Below are 24,330 nucleotides of genomic sequence, written 5' to 3'. Positions count from 1 at the left end.
ATTGACTTACTCCTTTCTCGACAGGGCAAATAATGATAATCCAAAAGTAAATAGTGCCCATATAATAACCACAAATAAATTCACAAATGAAATTGATCCTAGGCCAAATAGTGTAGCCCTAATCAGATTACTCGTTGGTACAAAGGGAAGTACATTGTATATAACTGACATCCAATCTGGAAGTCTATCAGCAGGGTAAGTAATAGGAGAAAACAGTAGGCCTCCTATCATAATAATTTGTGTCACCAATGCAACTAAATTCGATGGAAGCCAATATGCTATCGCAAAGCCAATAGAAATCATTGCAACTTGTGCCAGCAGGATAATAAGAATACTTGTAAGAGATACGTTGATTGATATATTAAATCTAATCATAGCAGCAAAACATGACATAAATATTCCTGGTAGTGAAGCGATACCCCATATGATAATATCCGCAAACAGAATACTCATACGATTAACTGGTAAAGTCTTTTGATATTTCACAATTCCATCTTGTTTTGCAGTATTAACGATTTGAGCTGCTAAAACACAACCAACAGCAATAATCCCCAAAGTAATCGCACCTGAAGATAGATAAAGTGAAGTTTCTTCATCTATTTCCGGTATCAATAAAGCAAGTCCATATACAATGGCAAGAGCTAAAACTGCTTGAGCTATACTAAACGTTGGCAATAAATATTTGTGCCTAATCAAACTCCAACGCATCAATCCCCAAAACTGTAGTAAACTATCGTTTTTTGGCATTGCTTCAGAATATATCTCTAGTTTACTCTTCATTTGTTAACTCTCCGTATAGATTATTTACTGAAGATGGTGCAAGCCGATAGTTGACTACTTCTTTTTCATTGATTTTTCTTAACACCCAATTCAAAGCATCTGGAACTTGTTTATGTGTTAGCTCGAAATCATATTGCATGTCTTCATCATTAATAACCATATCTAGTGCTTCTGGAAAATCATTTAAGTCCAAAGAATTATTAACCGTTATTGTCAGTAAGTTTGATACAGATAACCCTAAATTTACTTCTCTAATTGGAGAATCCTTAATTAATTTTCCTCGATCCATTAGAAGATATCTGTCAGTGTATTGTTCTACTTCTAACAAATTGTGCGTGACGACAACAATAATATGTCCATTTTTCGCAAGTTTCCTCAAGTATCTCCAGATAATTTTTCTTCTCACAGGGTCTACATCATTTGTAGGTTCATCTAATAAAATAATAGGTGGAGGTGCTACAACTGCCATAGCAAATGAGGTAAGTCTTTGCAATCCTCCAGATAATTTTTCTCCGGATTTATTTGCCCATTCCTCAATCTGCAATTCCTGAATTATGTCATCAGTCAGTTGCTTATTTTCATATCCACTAACACCTTTTATTCTTAAAACTGACTCAACAGATTGTCTCAACGTCACACCAGCTAACGGTGCATGAAACTGCGGCATCATTGATATTAAGCTTCTGGCAACTTTAGTTTCTTTAACCAAAGAATGTCCCTGATAAGTTATAGAACCACTATCTGGTTTTGTTACACCAATTATTTGGTTTAAGAATGTTGTTTTACCAGCACCATTGTGACCTGTTAGAGCTACAACTTCACCCGCAGAAAAACAAGTCGATATGTTATCGTTTGCTTGTACATTGCCTTTTCGATAGCTTTTACTAATTGAGTGGATGCATAAATCATTTTGCATTTCTTCACCTCTTTATTTCAAAAATTTAGTGCACTATGTTAATTACACTTTGCACAAAAGGAATAAACCATAGAAAAACTAAGATGAACGTAACGAAGTACCCTATTAAGCGAATTTTACTTAGAAAGGGATTCTGGCTGTTTGAAGTTTTTGAACTAATTTCCATGGACGGGTCATCAATAATCGAAGAAACTAAAAATTGCCCATCACTTTTTTTATGAAAGCGCAACTGCCGGCATCAGACATGACTATTTCCCGATTTAATTAAATAAAAACCAAAAGCAAGATTATTAGATAACCTCGCTTTTGGTTTGTGGCGATCATTAAAGGATAATCCACCATGCTGTAGCATCAACCTTTACCGCTTTGCTAACTTTAACATTTTTCATAGTTATCTCTCCCTATTCATAATAAGGTGCGTTAAAATCACATACAGAATTTAAATAGCAACAGTATTCTTTTCACTTTAAAATTAAAAGATTTTGCTTGCTATCACTACATTCATAATAATGCTAAATTCAAAAAAAATGGTAAGCTGTAACAATTGACAATCTAGATGTAATAATTAACCTTGTATGACTTATAAATCTTATATGATCAAATTCCCTCATAATCAATCGGAAATAAGAAAGTACAAGATTTTTCTTGATAAACACAATTTATATTCCTTTAGAACTATAAATTTTCTGATAAATCTCAACACAAGTTCGTACTATTATTAATTTTTCTACAAATAAACTGTAACTATTTGTTAGAAGCGTTTTATCTTAAATAAATGGGGCATCGGTTTAAATAGTAGACTCATATTAAACGCTTAAATATCTATACTAATTAACTCTATATCGATGGGATAAGCATTGAAGATTATCATCTAAATATAGTTTTAAACTTCATTATGAACTTCTCAATTCCAATAAAAAAATCGCCTTAGCTGGCGATTTTTTTGCTAATGTGATTCTATCTGTCGCTTCGATAATTCTTTCCGCCACTTTAACTGTTCTTTCCGTAGCTTTGGCTATTCTATCCACGATTTTGGCTTCTCTATCCATGACTTCGACGATTCTATCCGTCTCTCTAGCAGTCCGATCCGTCACTCCTCTGATTGTTCGTTAATCCATTGTAACGTTTTCGAGCCTAGACCTCCGGCACGCCATAAGACAATCTCATTGTAGCGTTTCTTTCGTACGTGTGCTGTCCATTTTTCAAGTGTTTCCTGATCGGCATACCAAACTTCATGCTTCACTTTTTGTTCATCTAAATACGTGAAATATACAGCACCACTTGCTTTATCGCGTTGTTTAACCGCTTTCGTTTTGTTCAGTAATTCCTCTGCCTCTATCTCTGTTAAAGCAACTGTTTTGCCTTGATTCACCCATTCAAATCCGCCAGTTGCAAAAGCAATCGCTAGTTTTTGATTGGACTTCTTAATGTTTTTTATTAAGTCATTTAAAAATGAAAAGGTTGCCTTTGCACCTGGACCACTATGATATCCGTGCACATTATAAGCCATCACTGTATATTTAGGTCCATTTGGCAATTTAACGTCAAACGGGAAGCTAGGTTCTAGTACGACATGTAATGAAACACCCTTTTTTGATAGCTGTTTATAAAGCTCCTCTAGGAAACGGACATATCCAGGGAGGTCCTCTTTAGCAACTTTTTCATAATCAATTTCGATACCTTTCACATTGTATCGTTCAACAACTTGCATAATATTATCAATATGCCGCTGCCTAAATGACGCATTTTGTAACAATCGATGCAATAACGTACTATCCTTCTGAACTGATGGGGCGTTATCCGTCACAGTATCGTTAATTAACGTAAGTATCACATTGTGTGATTCATTAAATTGTTGCTGCGTTTGTTTCAACATTTCTATCGCATCTTCAGTTAATAATAATTGGTCATTCTCATTAAAATAAGCACCAAAAACGCGAATGTCTTGTAAGCCCTGTTCTGAATTTTCCACATCCTCGATGGCAGATTCAATTTGCCATTCAGGTAACCAAATAGATAATTGAAGCTTTTCTTTGTTCTTCAACGGCTCTCTCGCTTTCACAGGTTCTTCTTTACTATTGCTACAGGCCGTGATAATTAGTAGTGCTAGACAGATAAACAAAAAAATTTTTTTCACTTGAATCTAGTTCCCCCCGCTTTAGAAGGTTTCAATAAAGAAGTCAACAACGTTATTGAATATAGTCTTCGTTTTATGCTTTACTTTATCGAAATTCGTGTATTGGTTAGTAAAAAGTGTATGATCGTTAACATCTGTAATCAAAATATCTTCGATGAATGTATCATAAATATCATCTGCATACTGTTCATGCGAAGTTTCTTTTTTGCTGAACAACGCACCAAATCCAATTTGTGATCCTTGAATGTCAGGATTTACTTGAATTGTCTTGGATACTGCCTTATCTACATCTATCTTTATTTTATCCTTATTAACAGCAATGTTAAATACTCTTGTTTTTGTTAGGTTTCTTGGATACTCTTCCTCATCAATTCTAGAGCCTTTTTGCGTATCTTGATAATTGTATACGGTAGCCTTATTAAATGCATACTCTTCTTCATTCCACTTTATTTCATTTAACGGGAAACGCTCCTTCTCAACGACCCCTGCGCCTGGTAATTTTTCTGAAACGACAATCTTATTATCTATTAGCGCTACTCGAATATAGCTATTATTTTTTTCATCATAGTTTAAATAGATAGACTGTTGTCCAACGACATTCCCTTTAAAGGCGAAGTTTATATTATATTGCTTCGGAAGTGCTTCCTTTAATATTATCCGGCCTTCACTAGATGGTGCTGATGTTAGAGTAATCTCATTATTTTCAAATTCTGCTGCACCATTAATTATAGACCATTCTTTTGCCTGTTGATGATCCCCGACTTCAAATTCTACATTTTGCTTACTAGCTTGACGAATTTTCATCATCACATGATTTGTCGACCAATATGGCGATACTTGTAGTCTACTTAGGTTGTAGAGATCTGTATCCGCATCATTATATGCCCCTAGCTCCAAATTGAAATGCATACTAAATATATCCTTAATTTGCTTATCATTTGCACTTTCTACTAATGGATCCATATTATTATAGAGTGAGTTGGCATGCATGATTGCATAAGTCTTAGGAACTTCTTCTAATTTCTCCTCATAAATATCATGCATTAGCTGGTAATCTTTTTGAATACGTTTTTCCATTTCTTGTCGCGTTTCACTAGGAATCATATATTGATTACGAATGAAATCCATTAAATAATGATTATAATATTCGATAGTCGTTTTATTCGGCACATTATTTTCATCTATTACACCTAACGATTGTCCTTTATCGTTATAAATATTAATATATGTCAGACGGTACCCATTAGAGCCCAACTCCCAGTATCCACTTTTCTCCATGAGTAATAAGTCTTTCGGCTTTAAAAATTTGTTGTCCCGTGTATCCATTTTATTGGCGTACGTAAACATCGTAGCTTTATAATTTAGATCCTCCATGATATTTTGAGCGAATATACTAGAATCTGTCCGCCCATCTTCAAATGATAAATACAAAGCTTTTTCTGGCAACGGTTTGTTTTTCTGATAAAAGTCTAAAATATCCTGCTGAGTAATTGTTTGATAGCCCTGACTTTCAAGTAATGCTAGTTGTTTTTTTAAATTCTCTTTAGATACGTATTTAGGAGATTCGCCTCTGCTCACACCAAAATACGATAATGCGATGAAACCATCTTTATTTTCTAAAGGAACCGTTTCCTCTACCCTTTTTTCTGTTAAAAACACCACACGTATTAAAAGAATCGCTAAAAATACAACGATAATCGATTGAACAATGGATCGTATTATTTTCCTTCGATTTTTTTTAGCTGGATTTAATACAACATTTTTTTCACTCATTTCTTCTCACCCATTTTTCTATTTAGAATCGAAAATCGGGATTTTCGTAATTTTTGTTTTTCTAATTTCTTTTCTTTGGCTATGACATCTTGAGGTGTTTCTCTCGTACCCCATGTTGATTTCCAAAATGTAACCCATGCAACAGGCATTTGCCACAGCAAAATAAATTCATAGAAAAGTACAAAGATAAAGCCAAATGTCCATAACTTACTTCTTCTAAAGAAGAGATGGGCCAAGCTCATTAGCATTGCCATCAATAGCAAGCCCATTAAAAACGTAGTTGGAAAAATGCCATGCATGATTGGCACATAAATTAAATTGTAAACAACAACAATAGGAGCTGCTATTGGTACGATTAAACCGATGATGAAGAAAAGAAACATAAAAGGTTCCTTTTTCCACATAAATAAAAATGCTCGTAACGATTCGCGTAGCCATGATCGTTTCCATCTCATTTGTTGAGATAAAAAGACTTTTGTATCTGATGGAACAATTGTAGAACATACGGCATTGTCCTGATATCCCGTTCGATGTGTTTTTAAAATATAGTTTGTCATACTACGGTCATCACCGAATGTTGCGGGTTGTCCAAGAAATTTTTGGTTTAACCATGCTGTCTCGTTTTTCAAAATAAGCTCTTTTCGATAACATGCTAATGGACCAGATAAACAAGTTACTGTATCAAACCAAGACTCAGCAGCTTTCATTATCCGGAAGGCTATATAATAGCGAACTGTTTGCAATTTTGTCAGAGCATTTGTAAATTTATTTTCAACCTCTGTTCTTCCAGCTACACCGCCCATTTTAGGATCTTGGAAAGGCTGCACTAAATTTCGAATGGCATGAGGTTCTAAAAAACTATCTGAATCTACGAAAACGACTAAATCGTGTTTGGCAAGATGTACTCCTGCCACTAGAGCCTCACGTTTCCCTCCATTTTGAGGTAGCTTATGGAAGCTTAAGCGATCTTTTGTTTTAAATCGCTCACCCTCACTATGAATTAGTTCAATCATTTCCTTTGCTTTTTCCTCAGTACTATCTGTTGAATAATCATCTACAACAATAACCTCTAATTTGTCTACAGGATAATACTGATTAATACAGCTTAAAATTGTTCTATGAATCCATTCTTCTTCGTTAAACACTGGAATAATAATAGAAACGCCCGGTTCAAATTTAGAATTTATCGGTACATTCCTATAGAAAATACCAAATAAATATCTACTTAAAAGAAAAGTTGCAGCAATAATACTATATAGATATAGAAATTTATTAAATCTAAAATAAATAACACTTTCGGCCCTCATTAACATAACAATAAGAGAAACAATCAATAGAAATAGACTTGCCACAAAGATTGATAGTCCCCAACGTTTTTTAGTCATATAGTCATTTAAAGGCTGTAAAAATTCACATGCATAATAGCATCTAGTTTCACCATCTACTTCTTTTGTAAAATGACGAACAACTTTCGCTTTTACCTTTACCCTAGATTCATAGCCCTCCGGCATCGCACCACCAGGTATGGTGAATTTCATCGTAATAATTTCATCTATTAAAAAATTATTTGGACTATTTGAAAATACAAGGATACCTGTAACCGAAATATCCTCCGCATAATGTTTGTCACTAACCTTTTTCTTTGTTCTTTTAATTTGTACTTCAAAATTAGTTTCATAGCGTAAACTTAACAGCTGTAAACGATGTATTTCATTGACATCTGTAGGATTGATTTCTTCCTTTTGATACGAAGCACCTCGACGATTAATGAGACTTCGTACATTTTCTGGGTCAGGAATATTCGATAAAATTCGTCGATCAGAGCGTGGTATCGTTAAAATCTCTTTTTTCTTATTCATGATTATCAATTCACTTTCTTATTTGAATCTTCTTCAATCCAAGTCGACATTTTTGCAAAGCTATAGCCATCTTTTTGTAGCTTTTCAATGATTAATGGAAGTGCTTCAACTGTTTTTGTACCGTCTAAAATGTGCATAACAATCACCTTTCCTGGAGCAATTCTACTCATCACACGATTATAAATATCTCGAACGGTATATTCTAAATTCCAATCGAATGATGCTATATCGTACATAGCAATCGATTTGACACCCGTAGCGGCAATAATTTTCGCTGATTCTTCATTAATAGCACCTTTATTAGGTCTGAAATACAGCAAAGGTTCTTCCTGTAAGGCATATGTTAACGCCTTATGTGCCATCACGACATCCTTTTGTAGCTCCTCTGGCGTCATTGTCGTAACATCAAGGTGATTGTAGGAATGGCTTGCAACCTCATGACCTCTCTCAACAATTAATCGCGCTAATTGCGGATCCTTTTCCACACCTTTGCCAATTAAAAAGAATGTTGATTGAACGTTATACTTATCGAGAACATCCAAAATTTCTTTAATTCTTCCCTCACTTGCCCAATCATCAAAAGTTAAAGTAATTTCTTTTTGGGAAGTATTTTTACGGTAGTACACATTTGGTTTTACATTTTCGTAATCTGGATTCATTTTAATAGCATCGTAGCCTTCAATTTCCTCTAAAGATTTTGCTAAATATTGTTCATCTAATACGTCCGTTAATGTAGAGAAAACATATCCTTTTTCTTCCCCTAATTGAGACAGTAGTGGTATAACATCAATAATCGCAGGATTAATGTACGTGTTTAAATGAATAACAGATCCACTGTTGATAAAGCGATGAATATAATCTATTATTTCTTCAGCGCTTTGCATATTTCGATCTTTCGGATTAATGGAAGATTCTACGACTCCCTTCATATTGAGAGTTTTAGTTGCTAAACGCATATTATCAGTTGAATCACCCGAACGACTGCGAACGTATTTTGGTGTATAACCTAATTGCTCTTTAAAAACTTCATTCGCTAAGTAAATTTCTTTATAGGTTTCTTCATAACTTAAATCAGTCATTTCGGAAAACGTCAATGTCCCATTTTCTACCTCATGACCTTTAACTAAAATCTCCTTCACTAACTCAGGATCTTGTGCTAATCGCGTACCTTCTACAAAAAATGTTGCCTTCATGTTAAATTGATCTAATACCTTTAATAGCTTTTGCATTGTTTCATTGTCTGCAAGTCCATTAAAGGTTAATGCTACCTTTGGGCTAAGAATGCTTGCGTGACTAAAAATATCACTCATCGTCCCATCATGTTCCTTTATCTCAATTGTTGAATCAACTGGTTTAACCTCATTAGTTTGAGCAGACGATTGACATCCAGCTAAAAATAATATGAATAGTAGACTACATAATGATAGTCGTCTCATTTCCACCCTCCTTTACAATTTATAATATTTTTCATTTTCGAATAAATAATGGGTATTTCTTGTGTCAAAAATTAAAGCAGCATGTTGATCAATTAATGAATAATCAATAGTTGCATGATTCGTTAAAATTACTACAGCATCAGCTTTTCGAATTAATTCTTTTGTAAGTGAAACTGTGTTAAAAATGTCGTTATCAACTTGGAATGTTTCAATAAATGGATCAACAATCTTTAGACCACATTGCTTTTCCTTTAATTTGTCAATAACATGTAGTGCTGGTGATTCTCGAAAATCATTAATATTAGGCTTATAAGTAACTCCAATAACTACAATCTCTGCATCACTTATCTCTTTTCCCTGCGCATTTAAATAATTTTCTAGTCTTTCAACTACAAAACTTGGCATGGAATCATTAATTTTATCTGCCGCCTCAATTAATGTTGCAGAAATACCATGCTGCTGGCCAGCCCATAATAAATATTTAGGATCTACTGGTATACAATGACCACCCACTCCAGGCCCAGGTGTAAATGGCATAAAACCATAAGGCTTTGTTGAAGCGGCTTCAATAACTTCCCACACATCAATATCCATCTTATGGCAAATCTGACTTAATTCATTGACAAGGGCAATATTAATTTGTCGAAACGTATTTTCTAGTAACTTTTCCATTTCAGCAACTTGTGGACTTGTTACAGCAAATACATTTGTATTGATCACTTTTTCATAAAAAAGCTTGGAAACTTCTAAACAAGCTGCTGTTATGCCGCCAACTACTTTAGGCGTATTCGAAACTGAAAAATTTAAATTTCCAGGGTCCACACGTTCAGGAGAATAAGCTAAAAATATATCCTGTCCAATAACGAAATCGCCTTTTTCTAGGATTGGTTGAACTAGTTCTTCTGTTGTTCCAGGGTAAGTCGTACTTTCAAGAATAATTAAAGTATCGGAGGACATGTTTTGTTCGATTAAATCGGCTGCGTCTACAATATATGAAATATTCGGTGTTCCACCTGCAGTAGTAGGTGTCGGTACACAAATAATAATGACATCTACATATGCAAGTTTAGAAAAATCATTTGTTGGCTCAAAGTCCTCTTCATTAACTGCTTTTTCAATGATTGCATTAGACATATCAGCAATATAGCTAACACCATTATTTAATTTGGAAATTTTTTTATAATCTTTATCAAATCCAATTACTTGAAAACCTTTATTGACAATTTCCAACGCAAGTGGGAGCCCTACATAACCAAGTCCAACAACTCCAATTGTTGCACTTTTCGTATTGATTTTATTTGATAAAGCCAATACTGACGATTCAATCTTTATTCCCATAAACAGTTACTCCTTTATAAAAAATTAGTTATTTTTAACAGCGAAAACCTAAGACTACACTGAGATTGCTTAACTTTACGATTCATTCTTTCGTATCTGAATTTCCCTCATCACCACACACATTCTTAGTCATCCAATCCCAAATTTTGAGATATATGCTTTCACAATACACATATAGTACTAAATAAAACTAAACGATTTCTAAACAAATTCCATATAAACGAAAAAATAACTAACTTATCACACTATTTTCTAACTAATTGTAAAACACAATTCTTTAGAACTATACATTTTCTGATAATTCCCTACAAAAATACATACTTTTATTAAGTTTCGATGAACAAAAAATGTAATTATTTGTCGTGAAATTTTTTGTAAAAGTTTTTAACAAAAATAAAAATTACTTCGGATTAATTACTATATAAAAAAAAAACGTTTAATATCTATACGCAAAGCCATTTATCTTGAAAAGTAGCGTTTCTCTTTAATCTTTAAGAAAATTACAGCATCTACTCTTTAGATAATCGGATGCATCTCGCAACCGACATCTTTGCGACAGCACAAAAAAATCGCCTTAATTGGCGATTTTTTTGTTGGCTTAGTTGATTCTTTTCGTCGCTTTGACTGTTCTATCCGTCGCTTTGGCGATCCTATCCGTCACTTTGGCGATTCTATCCGTCGCTTGGGATTCTATCCACGACTTTGGCTGTTCTATCCGTCGCTTTGGCTGTTCTATCCGTCGCTTTGGCGATTCTATCCGTCGCTCGGGATTCTATCCACGACTTTTGGCTGTTCTATCCTTCGCTTTGGTGATTCTATCCGTCGCTTTGGCGATTCTATCCGTCGCTCGGGATTCTATCCACGACTTTGACTGTTCTATCCGTCACTTTGGCGATTCTATCCGTCGCTTGGGATTCTATCCACGACTTTGGCTGTTCTATCCTTCGCTTTGGTGATTCTATCCGTCGCTTTGGCGATCCTATCCGTCACTTTGGCGATTCTATCCGTCGCTTTAACTGTTCTATCCACGACTCTGCCTGTATTAATTAGTTTTTTTGCTAAAACGGTCTACAATCATGGCTAATGCACCATCTCCAGTTACATTTGTAGCTGTACCAAAGCTATCTTGCGCTAAGTATAGTGCTATCATAAGCGCGACCATTGTTTCATCGAAGCCGAGCATTGTTTGTAGTAAGCCAATTGCCGCCATGACTCCCCCTCCTGGGACACCTGGGGCAGCAACCATCGTAATCCCTAGCATAAAAATAAAGCCTACATATTGCGCAAAGCCTATATCCATACCGTTCATCAGCATGACACCTAAGGAACAAGTTACTAATGTAATCGTACTACCTGATAAATGAATAGTGGCAAACAGCGGGATTGTAAATTTCGTTACTTTTTCTGAAGCTCCTGTTTTTTGTGATTGTCGCATTGTAACTGGAATAGCTGCTGCTGAGGATTGTGTCCCCAAAGCTGTAAAATACGCAGGTAGCATAGTTCGAAGTAACATAAGTGGATTTTTCTTATTTAAAATACCTGCAGCTGTGTATTGCACTAGTAACATTACCCAATGCATTGCAATTATTAATACGAAGACAATTGCGAAGACGGATAAGATTTTTGCTACTTGACCGCCAAATGTCATGTTCAAGAAAATACCGAAAATATGGAATGGTAAAAGTGGAATAATAATATATGAAATCAATTTTTCGATAATAACATTAAATTCTTCAAAACCACGTTTCATAACATCACTTTGAATGGCAGTCATACCAATCCCTACGATAAATGCAAAGATTAATGCAGACATGACACCCATTAACGGAGGCATTTCAACATTAAAGAATGCCTGCGCTAAAAATTCATCTGGTTTTTCCATGCTTTGCATAGCACTGTTTGAAATAAAATTAGGCAATACATTTCGCGCTACGAAAAAGGCGATGATCCCTGCGATTATTGTTGAGAAATAGGCAAAGAATGTTGCCAAACCTAATAATTTCCCTGAGCCTTTCCCAAGCTGAGCAATACCTGGAGCTATAAATGCAATAATAATAAGTGGTACAACAAAATTTAAAAAATTACCGAATAAACCATTAAAAGTTGCAAATATACGTATAAATGGCTCTGGCATAAAGTTTCCGAGTATAATCGCTAATAAAATAGCGACAATAATTTTAGCCAATAGACCAAATTTAAGCTTCACTTCATTGTCCTCCTTAAAAAAACAAATGTCTTTTTCGAATGTAATATTAGTAATTTATCATAAACAGTAGCGAGAATATACAGTTTGTAATATAGACGGAATTGAAAAATTCTTTTTTATTTTCTAATAAATAAACTCGTCACCATAACATGTGGTTGATTTTCGTTCCGACTGGACACTTTCCTGGAGGCGTCCAGTCGGAACGGAAATCAACTTATATAACTGGCAAACGTTTTAACAAATGTCATCCATAACTTTTGGGGATGGGCCAATAAAAACCAAGAAACTTAGAATAGGGAAAAATCCACCTATCCTAAGCTTCCATTTAATAATCTTTAAATAGATTTTGTAAAGTATAATACGATTGTTTTAGACGCTCTTCATACTTTGGAGTTTGCCATTTCTCCCAAGTATAAGCCGAGAGAGCAGGCAAGACATGGCTGTTTGTCTCTGGTAAAGATTTTACAACCTTGCCCTCTTTATCTACAAATACAGCACCAATATAAATATTATCGACTTTAGTCGAAGTAGTCACACCATCTTTATATAAATCTCCCATAAACTCACGCTGACTTGGATCTTTTGCTTGAATCAGTAGCCAAGGAATTCGTAGCTCAATAACATTATCATCTGTCCACGTATAGTCTACTAGCGAATTATAATCTTTTGCTTTTGGATTGGCATTTCCTTGCAGCAGCTTCCCTGTTTCATAAGAACTAAAGTCGGTAGTAATGTTTTGCTCTGGTAAGAATAGCTGTTTATTTAACACATAGTAAATCGGTGCAAACTTACCACTATTTTTTGTGGCAGCTGCCATACGAGGTGGAATCATGTTTAGTTTATGACCGTAAAAATAATCATAGAAATCATAGTATTCATCAATGACAACTCGAGAGTCTCCATTTTTATTTAATTCCACAACAAAATCTATACCATTTGAAAATGTCATATCTTTTATTGATGTTGAAGAAGTATTTCCCTGGTTTGGAACTACATCAAGTAAAATGCGAGGTGAGGCTTTTTCTAAAACATCACTTTTTAATTTGAAATACAAATATTTCTCATCATAATCGACAGCAAAATCTGTTGGATCAGAAGATGAGGTATTATACATTTGCGTACCTTTCCACTCCTCTGTATTACCGTCTACTTTTACTTTAAATCTATCAAAGCTTAGTAAGCCAAATTGCTGTTCATTCGTTTGGGCATTAGACCAAAACGGTCGACGATTTGGATCATCATAATCCATCGTATTCCATGTTCGTTTAAACCACTCGTCTTGCCATGTAAAGACAAGACCTCCTAGCAAGCCTTCATGCATAATATCTTCAAATAAATGTTGTAGTGTTTCACCCTGTGCTTGTTCAGACATATGCCCCTGATTCCAGCCGTAAACATTTTCATGTGTCATACCGCGCGCTGCAGGGATTCCAAATTCTGCAATAAGGACAGGCATATCATGAGCTTCATGTAAGTCTTTTAAATAGCCTGCATAACTATTTTTATTGCCCCGGAAATCTTTATAATTTAAATATTTTTGATCGAAGTTAAAGAAGTCAGGGTAATATGGATAAACATGATAGGAAGCAAATTGACCTGGTGCTTGCATCTCACCCTTCGTATAAATGACATTAGGATTTACCCCTACCAAATCCTCATCCTCAGAAGGTTCAGATGGATGTTCTAGTAAGTCGGTTGTTACCCAGTTTGTGAAACTCATTGGTCGGATCCAATTATATTTGTCCTTCTCATAAACAGTAATAAGATCCATTTGCTCCGCTAACCAATGCTCAAATGGTGCAGCATTTTTCGTTTCAAAATACGTCCCATTGTATTGGCCTATATTTGCGTGTTTCTCGTTCGTACCGACAACCATATGCGGATACCATTCGATTCCAAGCACCCAGCCAATTACATATTGTGAAACGTCAACATCATATAATCCTGAGGCATGTCCTACTACTGGCTCCACATAAGTATTACCGTGGATAACGTCTACCATTCGCTTCATTTCAAATTGGAAATCCTTCAAGGTAGTTTCATCATAGGCATCTAGTGAATCAGACAAGCCTTCCTCATTAATCCACACACCATGCAAGACATACAGTGGTTTATCTGGGTTTTCTTCATTGTATTTAGCAAGTGCCCGGTAAAAACCTGGTGGATGTAAAGTATATACACGAATTGTATTGGCATTCATCTCAGCAATTTGATTAAACCATCGATAGTATTCTTCCTCTGTAATAGCGGCCTCACCAGGGAATGCTCCAGGTTTCCCCATACCGATATTAACACCCTTAAATACTATAGGCTCCCATTTTCCATCGTGTAAGACTTCAAATGACTCTCCTTGAATACGTGCATTATAATTTAATTTTTCATGATTAACCTTTTCTTGAACTTCTTTTTGCTCAAACGTTTCAAAAATTTTATGCATGACTGGTATATAAATCGACCAGTAAAATGAACTATCTGCATACTTCTCAGCATATTTATAGATGGTCGGTAATCCCTTTAATTTGTAAAGGGTCGGAACACGTGACATATCATTAAAGTCTCCAGCGAAATAATAGCTTGTCGTGTAGCGTTTATCCTGTGAAACGATTGCCGCAAATTGCTGTGGAATATCATTGTCCTCTAATAGTTTTGCCCCTTCTTTTGTTAAGTCCCATTCATAATTAGCAAGAGCATCCTCCGCATATTTTGGTGTGATAATATCAAACCAATAGCCATACTCTGCACGAGCAGAGCTATTAAAGAATTTTTGCCCTTCTTCAGTAAATTGCACCTGGATGCCTTCTGTTTTTACATGCTTGTCCATTTCTAGCACAATGAGCTTTTCTGTTATTTCATTAAATAGAAGAAAACCTCCGCCCTTGTATGGCCAATTATCACCATGTTCATCGATGACCCATTGTGGAATTTCTGAATTTTTATGATAATCAAGTTCATCAAAATAACGCCCAATCCATCCAGACCATGAAATTCCTAAATAATCCTGTAGCTCTTTTCTAACTTCCACTGACGTTGGTGACGCAAATGTATTGTATTCAGCGATCAACATACTTTTCTTGTTGCTTGCTAATCGAGATACTATAGACTGCCATTCATCCATTTCCAAGCCGCCAACAATTTTTTCTGAGCGTTTACCTAGGCGCTTTTCTTCATTTAAATCATCCTTGTAAACACCATACGTATCTGCCAAATAAATAACATCATAATTACTATAGTCAGTCGGAAACTTTTTTTCTGACACACGTTTCGTTTTATCATTTGGAATCGTACCATAGTAATTTTTTTGTACATCATATGGCTGATGATCAATCGTGTATTTATAATGATTTAAAAACCAGTTAACACCTAAATGCTCTCGGTATGTTTCATTCGGAACTGTTTTATCTAGAATCGCAACGTTGAGCGGTTTTTCATCGCTGAAATACCACCATGCTATAGGTGTGATAATGAGAATTAGAACGACTATAATTCCTATATATATACGCTTCATACACTTTTCTCCTTTTCAGCGATGCCGACACGCTTCATATTTCCCCAATCGCTTCTTCTTAGCACAAACCGAATCAATCCCTCACAGCGCCAAAAAAGAGTGAGTGGTCGATACCAGAAAATTTCAGTAAATGCTAAAAGTATCATGCGTATTAGCTCTCTCGGTCTCGGATAAGTATTCAAGATCCATGCTTCGAACAATATAGAGGCTATTGAAAAAATGACTCCATAAATGACGAAAAGCAGTAACAGGATTATGGCTACTTCATAATAAATTTTCCCTAAGAAAAATGCCACTACGATATAAATATAACCACCTAGCTCAACTATTGGTCCTAGGCATTCTACTAGCCAAAAATATGGAAATGAAAGCAAGCCTATTAAGCCATATTTAGGATTCAACGTCATCGTCTTATGCTTCCAAAGGCTTTCAAATAACCCTTGATGCCAACGTCTACGTTGGTTTCGTAAAACCCCTAATGTCTGAGGTGCTTCAGTCCAGCACACAGGATCTGGAACAAATTCTATACGCTTCTTTTCTTTTTTCTTTTTTATCAAACGGTGAATATTCACGACAAGCTCCATGTCTTCTCCAATAATATTCGTTGAATAACCGCCCGCTTCCACAGCCCATTCCTTCGAAAACACACTAAATGCGCCCGAAATAATAAGCACAAGATTGTATTTACTTAAAGCGATTCGCCCCATTAAAAAGGCTCGCGCATATTCTATTATTTGCATGATGACTAAGTAATTATTTGATAAGTGCGTTTCAGTAACGGAACCAAGCTGCATTTTCGCTCCATTGGCTATTCGGATATTTCCTCCTGCCGCAATCACTTCGCCATCTGATAAAACAATCGGCTTCATCACACGAAGCAATGACTTTTCATCTAAGATTGAATCACCATCAATAGAGCAGAAGTATGGATATTGAGATACATTAATACCAGCATTCAATGCATCTGCCTTACCACCATTTTCTTTATCTACTAAAATACAATTCTTATAGATTTCAGATTCATAAATTTGTTTCACTTGTTTTGTAGGGATATGTGTACGAACAATTTTATCAACGGGCTTCATTCGGAAATGCTCGATTACGGTTTGTAGTGTAGCGTCAGTTGACCCGTCGTTAATAATGATAATTTCTGTTTGTGGATATCGTAAATTCAACAATGAATAGACTGTGTCTACAACCCCAATCTCTTCATTGTAAGCAGGGACTAATAAGGATACTGGTTTTGAGTAAAAGGCATCTGTATGCGCATCATCATACTCTGAGGGATCTAATTTATAGCGTTTTCGCATAACTAGCATGGCAATAACAAACATTGCGCAATATGAAACAATAACAAATAACATATAAAACAGAATAAATCCACCAAAGAACCACATACAAAAATCTAAAAATACTTTCATTTGTTCCCCTGCTTTCTGACAACTGTTTCCTGTGCCATTTCAATTGCATATTGGTCATTCGAGGACTCCATAAATTGCTGTAATTTTGCAATTCCTTCTCTATTTTCTACAATTGTTTTAGCTGCCTGTGAGCGTACCCACCAATTTTCATCTTGAAGAAGCTGTTCTAAATAAGTGTAGGAATAGTTGAGTGGTACATGATTAAAGATTTTCGCAACCATTAATCTTACTTCCCACATATCTGATGTTACAAACGGAACATAAGGATCAATTTCATCAATTACACCAATTTCATAAAGACCCTTTAATGCTCTTATTTGAATTTCTGGAATCTCATGTGTTAATAGCTGTTTTAACTGATCAATATATTGCATATTTCTTTTTACAGCTGCTGTATCAATTGCAGCAAATTGGATATTTTTTGTCCAGCTATCAAAGTCTTCAAATAATCGAATAAATACGTCATCCTCTAACAATACAAATAATCTTCTATATTCGCTTTCAGAATAATTGACACTCGACTCTTTAATTTTTTCGATAAACAATTCCGGTTGGAAGATAGAGTAAATTTTTAACAGCTGGAAATATTCCTCCTCCGAAATTTTGGTTTTTTCGAATTGTTGACATGTGTCTAATAATGCCTCTATCTGTAAATCAGCAATACGATATAAAGCATTCATCCTAATGCTCCATCGTTTACTGGATAAATCCTTTTCGTAAAACTCTTTTAAATAGAGATTAGAAAACTCTTTTATTTTATGTTCAACTTTTTCATTGATTATATTTTTCAAATAAGATGAAAAGATTATTTCTATAGCTGCTACTTGAGCTCTTCCGCGGGGGACAAGCACTATAGAGAAAATTTCATCATTGATTAAATAGTTGTACCAATGCTGTGCAGAGTTTTGTAAAAAAGTATCACGCGCTTCTGCAAAACGAATCTCTCGCTTACGCTGAACAAGTATATAGATCGTAAATAAAAATAAAACTACTAATAAAACACCGCTGACCGTTAAAAGAAAAGGAATCGACAGCTTGATCATAGCCAAAACCTCGCAAAAGTGTTCTTAATTTTTGCTTCTAACAAACGTAAATTAAATGGTTTTACGATATATTCATCGACGCCACCTTCATACGCATTAAGTGTCGCACCTTCTGAATTTCGTTCTGACATCATATAAATGATGAATTTTTTCTCATTCGGCATTTCTCGCAAAATGTGCAAAATTTCTAAGCCATTTTTACGTGGTAAAATATCGTTCATCACAACTAAATGCATATGGCCTGTTTTATAGCTATCAGACTGTAAAAAACTATAGCCATCTTCATAGGTAGACACGTCTAAAGTAAAATGAGGAATATCTAAATTTTTGAGCGTCGTTTCTAGCACTTTTCTAAAGATTGCATTTTGTTCAATAATGCTTACCTTTACTTGCTCCGTTGGTTGTACTCTATAATCTGTAACCTGTTCTATTGACCAAATCGGCTGTTCGTCATCTGCTAGTTTGTGCTTATTTTTATCTAACAAAGTTTCAAAGGTAACGCTATTATTCCTTATTTCAGTAATGGAGGCTTTCAACTCTATTTGCTTAAATTCCCTTTCTTGCTTTAGAATTGCAAAAATTCGTTTTAAAAAGGCCTTTACCTCTACTTCACTACTTTGTAGAAAAAATATTCCCCAATGCATGCCATCTGCTAGTTGGAAAAGTAAATCAGTTTTTCGTATTTTTGATTTTAGAAAAGCTGAAATTTGATGATTCACTTGATTACGTTCTATATCCGTTCCTTGTGAGGAATTCGCTACTTTAAAAAAGACTGCAGTCATTGTTAAACGTGAGCGAATAACACTCTCACGCAAAATTTCAAAATAACCCTTCACATCATGCTCCTGCATGATGTCTTCTGCGATGATTAATTTATTCATTGTTGTTCACTCCAGTTGATGTAAGAAGTATTTCATTCTCTTCAATTATTTTTCTATCATTTTTTTGATTTATAAACACAACAACTATAGTAATAAAGATCACTAACCAATTTCTATACAAAATATTTGGTAAATCGATTACTTTTAAAATATATTATATTTTTGCTATAAACTACAGAATAAGATCACATTTAATGAAAAGTTATATTTTTCTGATAAACGATAGCCTTTTAGTTTATCTATTTAAACAAGAAAAAAAAGGGAAATGTAAGCCTTAATACTCACATACCCTTTCGAACTGTAGATAAACACTACTTTGGTTGCATATAAAACTGTATGGTAATTTTATGACAGACACCGCCATTTAGCATTTTGTGAGGGACATCTCGTTTTACTCTAGTAAGTCTATGTGGTGAGGCTTGCCTTGTAATAGCTATAATACTATTTTGTTTCAGCTTGTCGGCTCATCCTGTGATAAGGAACCGTTGATTTTTCACGGAGTGACGAGGAAATTGAAGCCAAGCCCGCGGAAAGCGCCAACTCGTGAAAATCAGCCTCTGTTTATTGATATTATTCTTTTGTCGACAAGCAAAAAGGGTATGTAAGCTTTCATACTTACATACCCTTTTTGATAAATTATAATTATTTAACTGGTACAACTGAGCCTTTCCATTCTTCAAGAATGAAGTCTTGGATTTCTTTAGATTTTAATACTTCTATTAATTTTTTAATTTCTGTTTTTGTTTCATCACCAGCACGTACAGCGATAATGTTAACATACGGAGATTCTTTATCTTCAAGAGAAATTGAATCTTCTAATGGATTTAAGCCGTTATCAATTGCAAAGTTCGAGTTGATAAGAACTGCATCACCTTCATTATTTTCATACATTTGTACAAGCATTTCAGGCGCTGTATTTGCATCGAATTTGAAGTTTTTAGGATTTTCTTCAATATCTTTTATTTCTGCTGCTGTTTTATCAATACCATCTTTCAATTTAATTAAGCCCTTAGCTTCTAATAATGAAAGCATACGACCGTGGTCTGAAACTGAGCTAGAAAGTAAAATTGTTGCACCTTTTGGTAGATCCTCAAGAGATTTATATTTTTTAGAGTAAATTCCGATTGGTTCAATATGAATGGCACCAGCATTTACAAAATCATAGCCATTTTCTTTCATGCTAAGCTCTAAGAAAGGTAGATGTTGGAAATAGTTTGCATCAAGTTCGCCAGATTCTAAATGTTGGTTTGGTAATACATAGTCTTGATATGTTTCAATTTTAAGATCGATACCTTCTTTAGCTAAAATTGGTTTTGCTTTTTCGAGAATAACCGCATGAGGTGTATTAGAAGCACCTACTGTTAATGTTACGTTTTCTTTACTGTCTGATGTATCACCAGATGATGCGTTTGAGCCTGTATCTTCTTTTTTACCAGCACCACAAGCGGCTAAAGCTAGTACTAATACTGATAAAAATAATCCTGCTAATAACTTCTTCATTTTATTGCACTCCCTTTTTTATAATTAAAATATGTTAGCGGTATAAAACCGAAATAACCTCTTAGATGTTCGTAGCGAGATGCTCTTTTTTTGTGAGCAAGTTTCTTTACTACAATTTTATTAGCGCCTGTTTAGCGTTTATCTGTTTTGGCTGTAATCATATCGCCAATCCATTGAATAATAAATACTACTATTAAGATTAAAATAGTTGCCATTAATGTCACATCTTCGCGATTACGTTGGAAGCCGTCTAAAAAGGCTAAGTTTCCTAGACCGCCAGCACCGATAATACCTGCCATCGCAGTATAGCCAACAAGTGCTACAGCCGTTACAGTAACACCAGAAATAAGAGCTGGTAATGATTCTGGAATTAATACTTTCCAAATAATCGTTGACGTTTTAGCACCCATTGAACGAGCTGCTTCAATAACACCTTTATCAATTTCCCGTAAGGCAATTAATACCATTCGTGCATAGAATGGTGCAGCCCCTATAATTAGTGCTGGTAAAGCTGCATTTGCTCCACGAATTGTGCCAAGTAAAAATTTTGTAAATGGAATTAATAAGATAATCAAAACGATAAATGGAATAGAACGGAAAATGTTAACGATTGAGCCTGTTAAAAAGTTAACAAGTTTATTGGCCCATAGTTGGTTTGGACTTGTTAAAAATAATAAGATCCCAATTACTAATCCAAGTATAAATGTGATAACCGTAGAGATTGTTGTCATGTACAATGTTTCATACGTAGCGTCCCACATTTTTTCCCAGTCGACGTTCGGAAAAAGACTAGTTAACATTTGCAATCACCTCCGTTTGTACTTCGACTGTATTTAAGTAGCTAAGTGCAGCAGCAACATTCGCCTCTGAGCCATCGATTTGCACAACAAGTGTACCGTACGCGCCATTTTTCGTTTGCGAAATATTACCATGTACAATACTTACTTCCACATCAAACTGTTTTACAAGATGTGAAATGACAGGTTGCTCTGTTTTTTCTCCTACAAAAACTAGTTTGACAAGTTGTCCATTAGGATAATTTGCTTTAATTTGTGCCACAGTTTCCTGTGTTTCCTTCGTATCTGTAATTTGAGAAACGAATTTTTTCGTAATAGCTGCTTGTGGAGCTTGGAATACTTGTAATACTTCACCACGTTCTACAATTTCTCCAGCTTCCATAACTGCTACACGATGACAAATTTTGCGAATAACGTGCATTTCATGTGTGATTAACACAATCGTTAAACCTAATCGTTCGTTAATATCGACAAGGAGATCAAGGATAGCATCTGTTGTCTCCGGATCGAGTGCAGATGTTGCCTCATCACATAACAATACCTCTGGATCATTAGCTAGCGCACGAGCAATACCTACACGTTGCTTTTGTCCCCCTGATAGTTGGGATGGATATGCTTTAGCGCGCCCTTCTAAGCCAACTAATGTGATCAATTCTTTCACACGTGCTTCACGTTGTGCCTTTGGAACACCTGCGATTTCTAGTGGGAAAGAGATGTTTTCTTCAACAGTTCTAGACCAAAGTAAATTGAAATGCTGGAAAATCATACTAACCTTTTGTCTAGCATCTCTGAGCTTTTGCCCCTTTATGGATGAAAATTCTTGATTGTTAACCGTCACCGTACCAGATGTAGGCTTTTCTAAACCATTTAACAAACGAATCATTGTACTTTTACCAGCGCCACTATAGCCGATAATGCCAAAAATTTCACCTTTATTGATAGAAAGGTTGACGTCTTTGACTGCTGTTAATTCGCCATTCGCGGTTTTGTATTTCTTTGTAATATTTTGAAGCTGGATCATAGCGAATTCTCCTTTTCTTCTTATATCAATTATGCCTCGGCATAATTGCGTCCGGAATCGGCTTTGTGCTTAGGCCTGCATGATGCAGGTCAATTAGCCGTTATCGCATGGATGCGATGGTTTTAGGCTAATATCCCCTAAGAACTCCTTTCCGATTCCATGACATCCGCCGGAGGCTTTAACTTCTTTCAGCGGGTGTTTGGACACCCGCTGAAAGAAGTTAAAAAAACCCCTTCACTTATAGACAAGTAGAAGGGGTCACGTAACTTATACGCTAAACCGTTCTCTCATCTTTCAAAGATAAAATCTTTGGGTGATTTGGCACCTTTTCACATTGTGATGGTTGCCGGGCTTCATAGGGCACTTCCCTCCGCCGCTCTTCATAAGAGTTCGATATATTTAATGTTTTAGTAATATATTTGTTACTTTACCATGCTCATAAAATTCAGTCAATTGATTTTTTTAATAATTCGTATAAAAATGGTACGGATTGGAATGCATAGATTTTTTCTGTCACTTTTCCGCCATCGCAGACGAGTAAACATGGTACACTTTCGATTTTATTATCAAAAGCGATTTGCTCTAAAAAATTAATATTTGCTTTGCCCATTTTTAGCTGTGGCAGTAATTGCTCGATAATCGTCATCATTTTCGATGCTACTGCACACGTTCCGCACATAGGCGTATATAAATAAAAGGCAGCTTTTTCACCCGACTGTACAGCCGCGTCCCACTGCTCTTTTGACCATTCTTCCATCTTTTTCACGCAACCTTACAAAATATATTCATTATGGATTGAGAAATGTGCACGAAGCAATATCATCGCTAACACTTTTCTCGGAGTTGTCTCAACTTCTTTATATGTTGGCATCGTACGTAAATGCTCTGCCTCTGGATAATGTCTGTCCATTAATGCCCGTAGCTTATCACCCGATGTATCTGCATCAAAAAATGTATAAAGTTCCCAGCTCTCATATGGATCGAGTAGCTCTTCTAATTGATGCACACCAATTGTGCCATTCGTACAAAGTATTATAACATCCTCACTTAAAATAGGCTCTATTTGAAGCTTATCCGAACGGCCTTCGACAATTAAGCATTTTCCCTCGAACATCACGCCACCCCCATTTAGACATATCCCTTCTAGTCCATTATATCAATTACGCTCTGTCGCTGATAATGTTAGACACCCATTGATAAGAGGCTATACTTGCCTTCATCTCACCAGTTATAGTGGCAGGATGATTGAAGATAATAAAAAACGCCGGTGATTTCCGACGTTTTTTATTATGGCTTGTCTTATTCAGCAATCATTTCTTCGTATTGCTCTGCTGTCATAAGTTTTTCAATTTCTGATGCGTCAGCAGGCTCTACAACGACCATCCATGCTTTTTCATATGGTGATTCATTAACGAATTCTGGGCTATCTTCTAAATCTGCATTTACTTCAACTACTGTACCTGAGATTGGTGCGTATAATTCAGAAACTGTTTTTACAGATTCTACACTACCGAATGGATCGTCTGTTTTGATTTCATCGCCAACTTGTGGAAGTTCAACGAAAACGATATCTCCAAGTTCAGATTGTGCGAAGTGAGAAATACCGATACGTACTTTACCATCTTCTACTTTTACCCATTCGTGCTCTTCAGAGTATCGTAAGTCTTTAGGTGTGCTCATGCAAAAAACCCCTCCATAAATATGTAATATATTCATT

The 24,330-nt window shown here is 35.4% G+C and carries 19 protein-coding genes and 1 riboswitch; all 19 genes read right to left on the bottom strand.

All coding sequences use genetic code 11. The annotated features are described in order from the left end of the window. Positions 1–6 precede the first annotated feature (6 nt). Positions 7–780 carry an ABC transporter permease gene (locus tag AN161_RS04590; protein WP_053593204.1) on the bottom strand — a complete coding sequence of 258 codons (774 nt, stop codon included), beginning with the start codon at positions 778–780 and terminating at the stop codon, positions 7–9. Continuing rightward, positions 770–1,696 carry an ABC transporter ATP-binding protein gene (locus AN161_RS04585; protein WP_053593203.1) on the bottom strand — a complete coding sequence of 309 codons (927 nt, stop codon included), beginning with the start codon at positions 1,694–1,696 and terminating at the stop codon, positions 770–772. Before AN161_RS04585 ends, AN161_RS04590 begins: the two co-directional genes overlap by 11 nt. A gap of 893 nt (positions 1,697–2,589) precedes the next feature. Then, positions 2,590–2,745 (bottom strand): hypothetical protein, encoded by a 156-nt coding sequence (locus AN161_RS29425; RefSeq protein ID WP_206743138.1) that lies wholly within the window; start codon positions 2,743–2,745, stop codon positions 2,590–2,592. A 41-nt stretch (positions 2,746–2,786) separates the two neighbouring features. Then, positions 2,787–3,833, bottom strand: coding sequence for a glycosyl hydrolase family 18 protein (locus AN161_RS04575; protein ID WP_053593201.1), 1,047 nt, complete (start codon positions 3,831–3,833; stop codon positions 2,787–2,789). Between the two features lie 21 nt (positions 3,834–3,854). After that, entirely contained in the window at positions 3,855–5,606 is a 1,752-nt protein-coding gene (locus AN161_RS04570; RefSeq protein ID WP_053593200.1) for a polysaccharide deacetylase family protein, read from the bottom strand. Beyond that, on the bottom strand, positions 5,603–7,465 hold the full coding sequence (locus AN161_RS04565; RefSeq protein WP_053593199.1) for a glycosyltransferase: 1,863 nt from the start codon (positions 7,463–7,465) through the stop codon (positions 5,603–5,605). Before AN161_RS04565 ends, AN161_RS04570 begins: the two co-directional genes overlap by 4 nt. Before the next feature lie 5 nt (positions 7,466–7,470). After that, entirely contained in the window at positions 7,471–8,901 is a 1,431-nt protein-coding gene (locus AN161_RS04560; protein ID WP_053593198.1) for a polysaccharide deacetylase family protein, read from the bottom strand. Between the two features lie 12 nt (positions 8,902–8,913). After that, positions 8,914–10,239, bottom strand: a complete 1,326-nt coding sequence (locus AN161_RS04555) for a nucleotide sugar dehydrogenase (protein ID WP_053593197.1) — start codon at positions 10,237–10,239, stop codon at positions 8,914–8,916. Between the two features lie 1,042 nt (positions 10,240–11,281). Further along, entirely contained in the window at positions 11,282–12,445 is a 1,164-nt protein-coding gene (locus AN161_RS04550) for a dicarboxylate/amino acid:cation symporter (protein WP_053593196.1), read from the bottom strand. A 325-nt stretch (positions 12,446–12,770) separates the two neighbouring features. Then, positions 12,771–15,950 carry a hypothetical protein gene (locus AN161_RS04545; protein WP_053593195.1) on the bottom strand — a complete coding sequence of 1,060 codons (3,180 nt, stop codon included), beginning with the start codon at positions 15,948–15,950 and terminating at the stop codon, positions 12,771–12,773. Then, positions 15,947–17,371 carry a glycosyltransferase gene (locus AN161_RS04540; RefSeq protein ID WP_053593194.1) on the bottom strand — a complete coding sequence of 475 codons (1,425 nt, stop codon included), beginning with the start codon at positions 17,369–17,371 and terminating at the stop codon, positions 15,947–15,949. The genes AN161_RS04545 and AN161_RS04540 overlap by 4 nt, the downstream gene beginning before the upstream one ends. Beyond that, positions 17,368–18,414, bottom strand: coding sequence for a HEAT repeat domain-containing protein (locus AN161_RS04535; RefSeq protein ID WP_053593193.1), 1,047 nt, complete (start codon positions 18,412–18,414; stop codon positions 17,368–17,370). Before AN161_RS04535 ends, AN161_RS04540 begins: the two co-directional genes overlap by 4 nt. Then, on the bottom strand, positions 18,411–19,295 hold the full coding sequence (locus AN161_RS04530) for a response regulator (RefSeq protein WP_053593192.1): 885 nt from the start codon (positions 19,293–19,295) through the stop codon (positions 18,411–18,413). The genes AN161_RS04535 and AN161_RS04530 overlap by 4 nt, the downstream gene beginning before the upstream one ends. Positions 19,296–19,937: 642 nt before the next feature. Continuing rightward, positions 19,938–20,795 carry a MetQ/NlpA family ABC transporter substrate-binding protein gene (locus tag AN161_RS04525; RefSeq protein WP_053593191.1) on the bottom strand — a complete coding sequence of 286 codons (858 nt, stop codon included), beginning with the start codon at positions 20,793–20,795 and terminating at the stop codon, positions 19,938–19,940. Between the two features lie 131 nt (positions 20,796–20,926). Continuing rightward, a complete protein-coding gene (locus AN161_RS04520; RefSeq protein WP_053593190.1) occupies positions 20,927–21,595 on the bottom strand; it encodes a methionine ABC transporter permease in 669 nt (222 codons plus the stop codon). Continuing rightward, on the bottom strand, positions 21,585–22,613 hold the full coding sequence (locus AN161_RS04515; RefSeq protein WP_053593189.1) for a methionine ABC transporter ATP-binding protein: 1,029 nt from the start codon (positions 22,611–22,613) through the stop codon (positions 21,585–21,587). Before AN161_RS04515 ends, AN161_RS04520 begins: the two co-directional genes overlap by 11 nt. Before the next feature lie 284 nt (positions 22,614–22,897). Next, positions 22,898–23,002: riboswitch (SAM riboswitch) on the bottom strand. Positions 23,003–23,058: 56 nt separating this feature from the next. Next, positions 23,059–23,370, bottom strand: coding sequence for a thioredoxin family protein (locus AN161_RS04510; RefSeq protein ID WP_053593188.1), 312 nt, complete (start codon positions 23,368–23,370; stop codon positions 23,059–23,061). 15 nt (positions 23,371–23,385) lie between these two features. Next, entirely contained in the window at positions 23,386–23,727 is a 342-nt protein-coding gene (locus tag AN161_RS04505; protein WP_053593187.1) for a hypothetical protein, read from the bottom strand. A 185-nt stretch (positions 23,728–23,912) separates the two neighbouring features. Beyond that, positions 23,913–24,293: a glycine cleavage system protein GcvH gene (gcvH, locus tag AN161_RS04500; protein ID WP_053593186.1), complete on the bottom strand. Its 381-nt coding sequence runs from the start codon at positions 24,291–24,293 to the stop codon at positions 23,913–23,915. Positions 24,294–24,330: the final 37 nt, after the last annotated feature.

The sequence above is a fragment of the Lysinibacillus sp. FJAT-14222 genome (genome assembly GCF_001278875.1).
In the GTDB taxonomy this organism is placed as follows: Bacteria; Bacillota; Bacilli; order Bacillales_A; family Planococcaceae; genus Lysinibacillus; species Lysinibacillus agricola.
The sequence above is the reverse complement of the archived record's forward strand: the minus strand, read 5'-3'. Positions and strand labels throughout refer to the sequence as shown.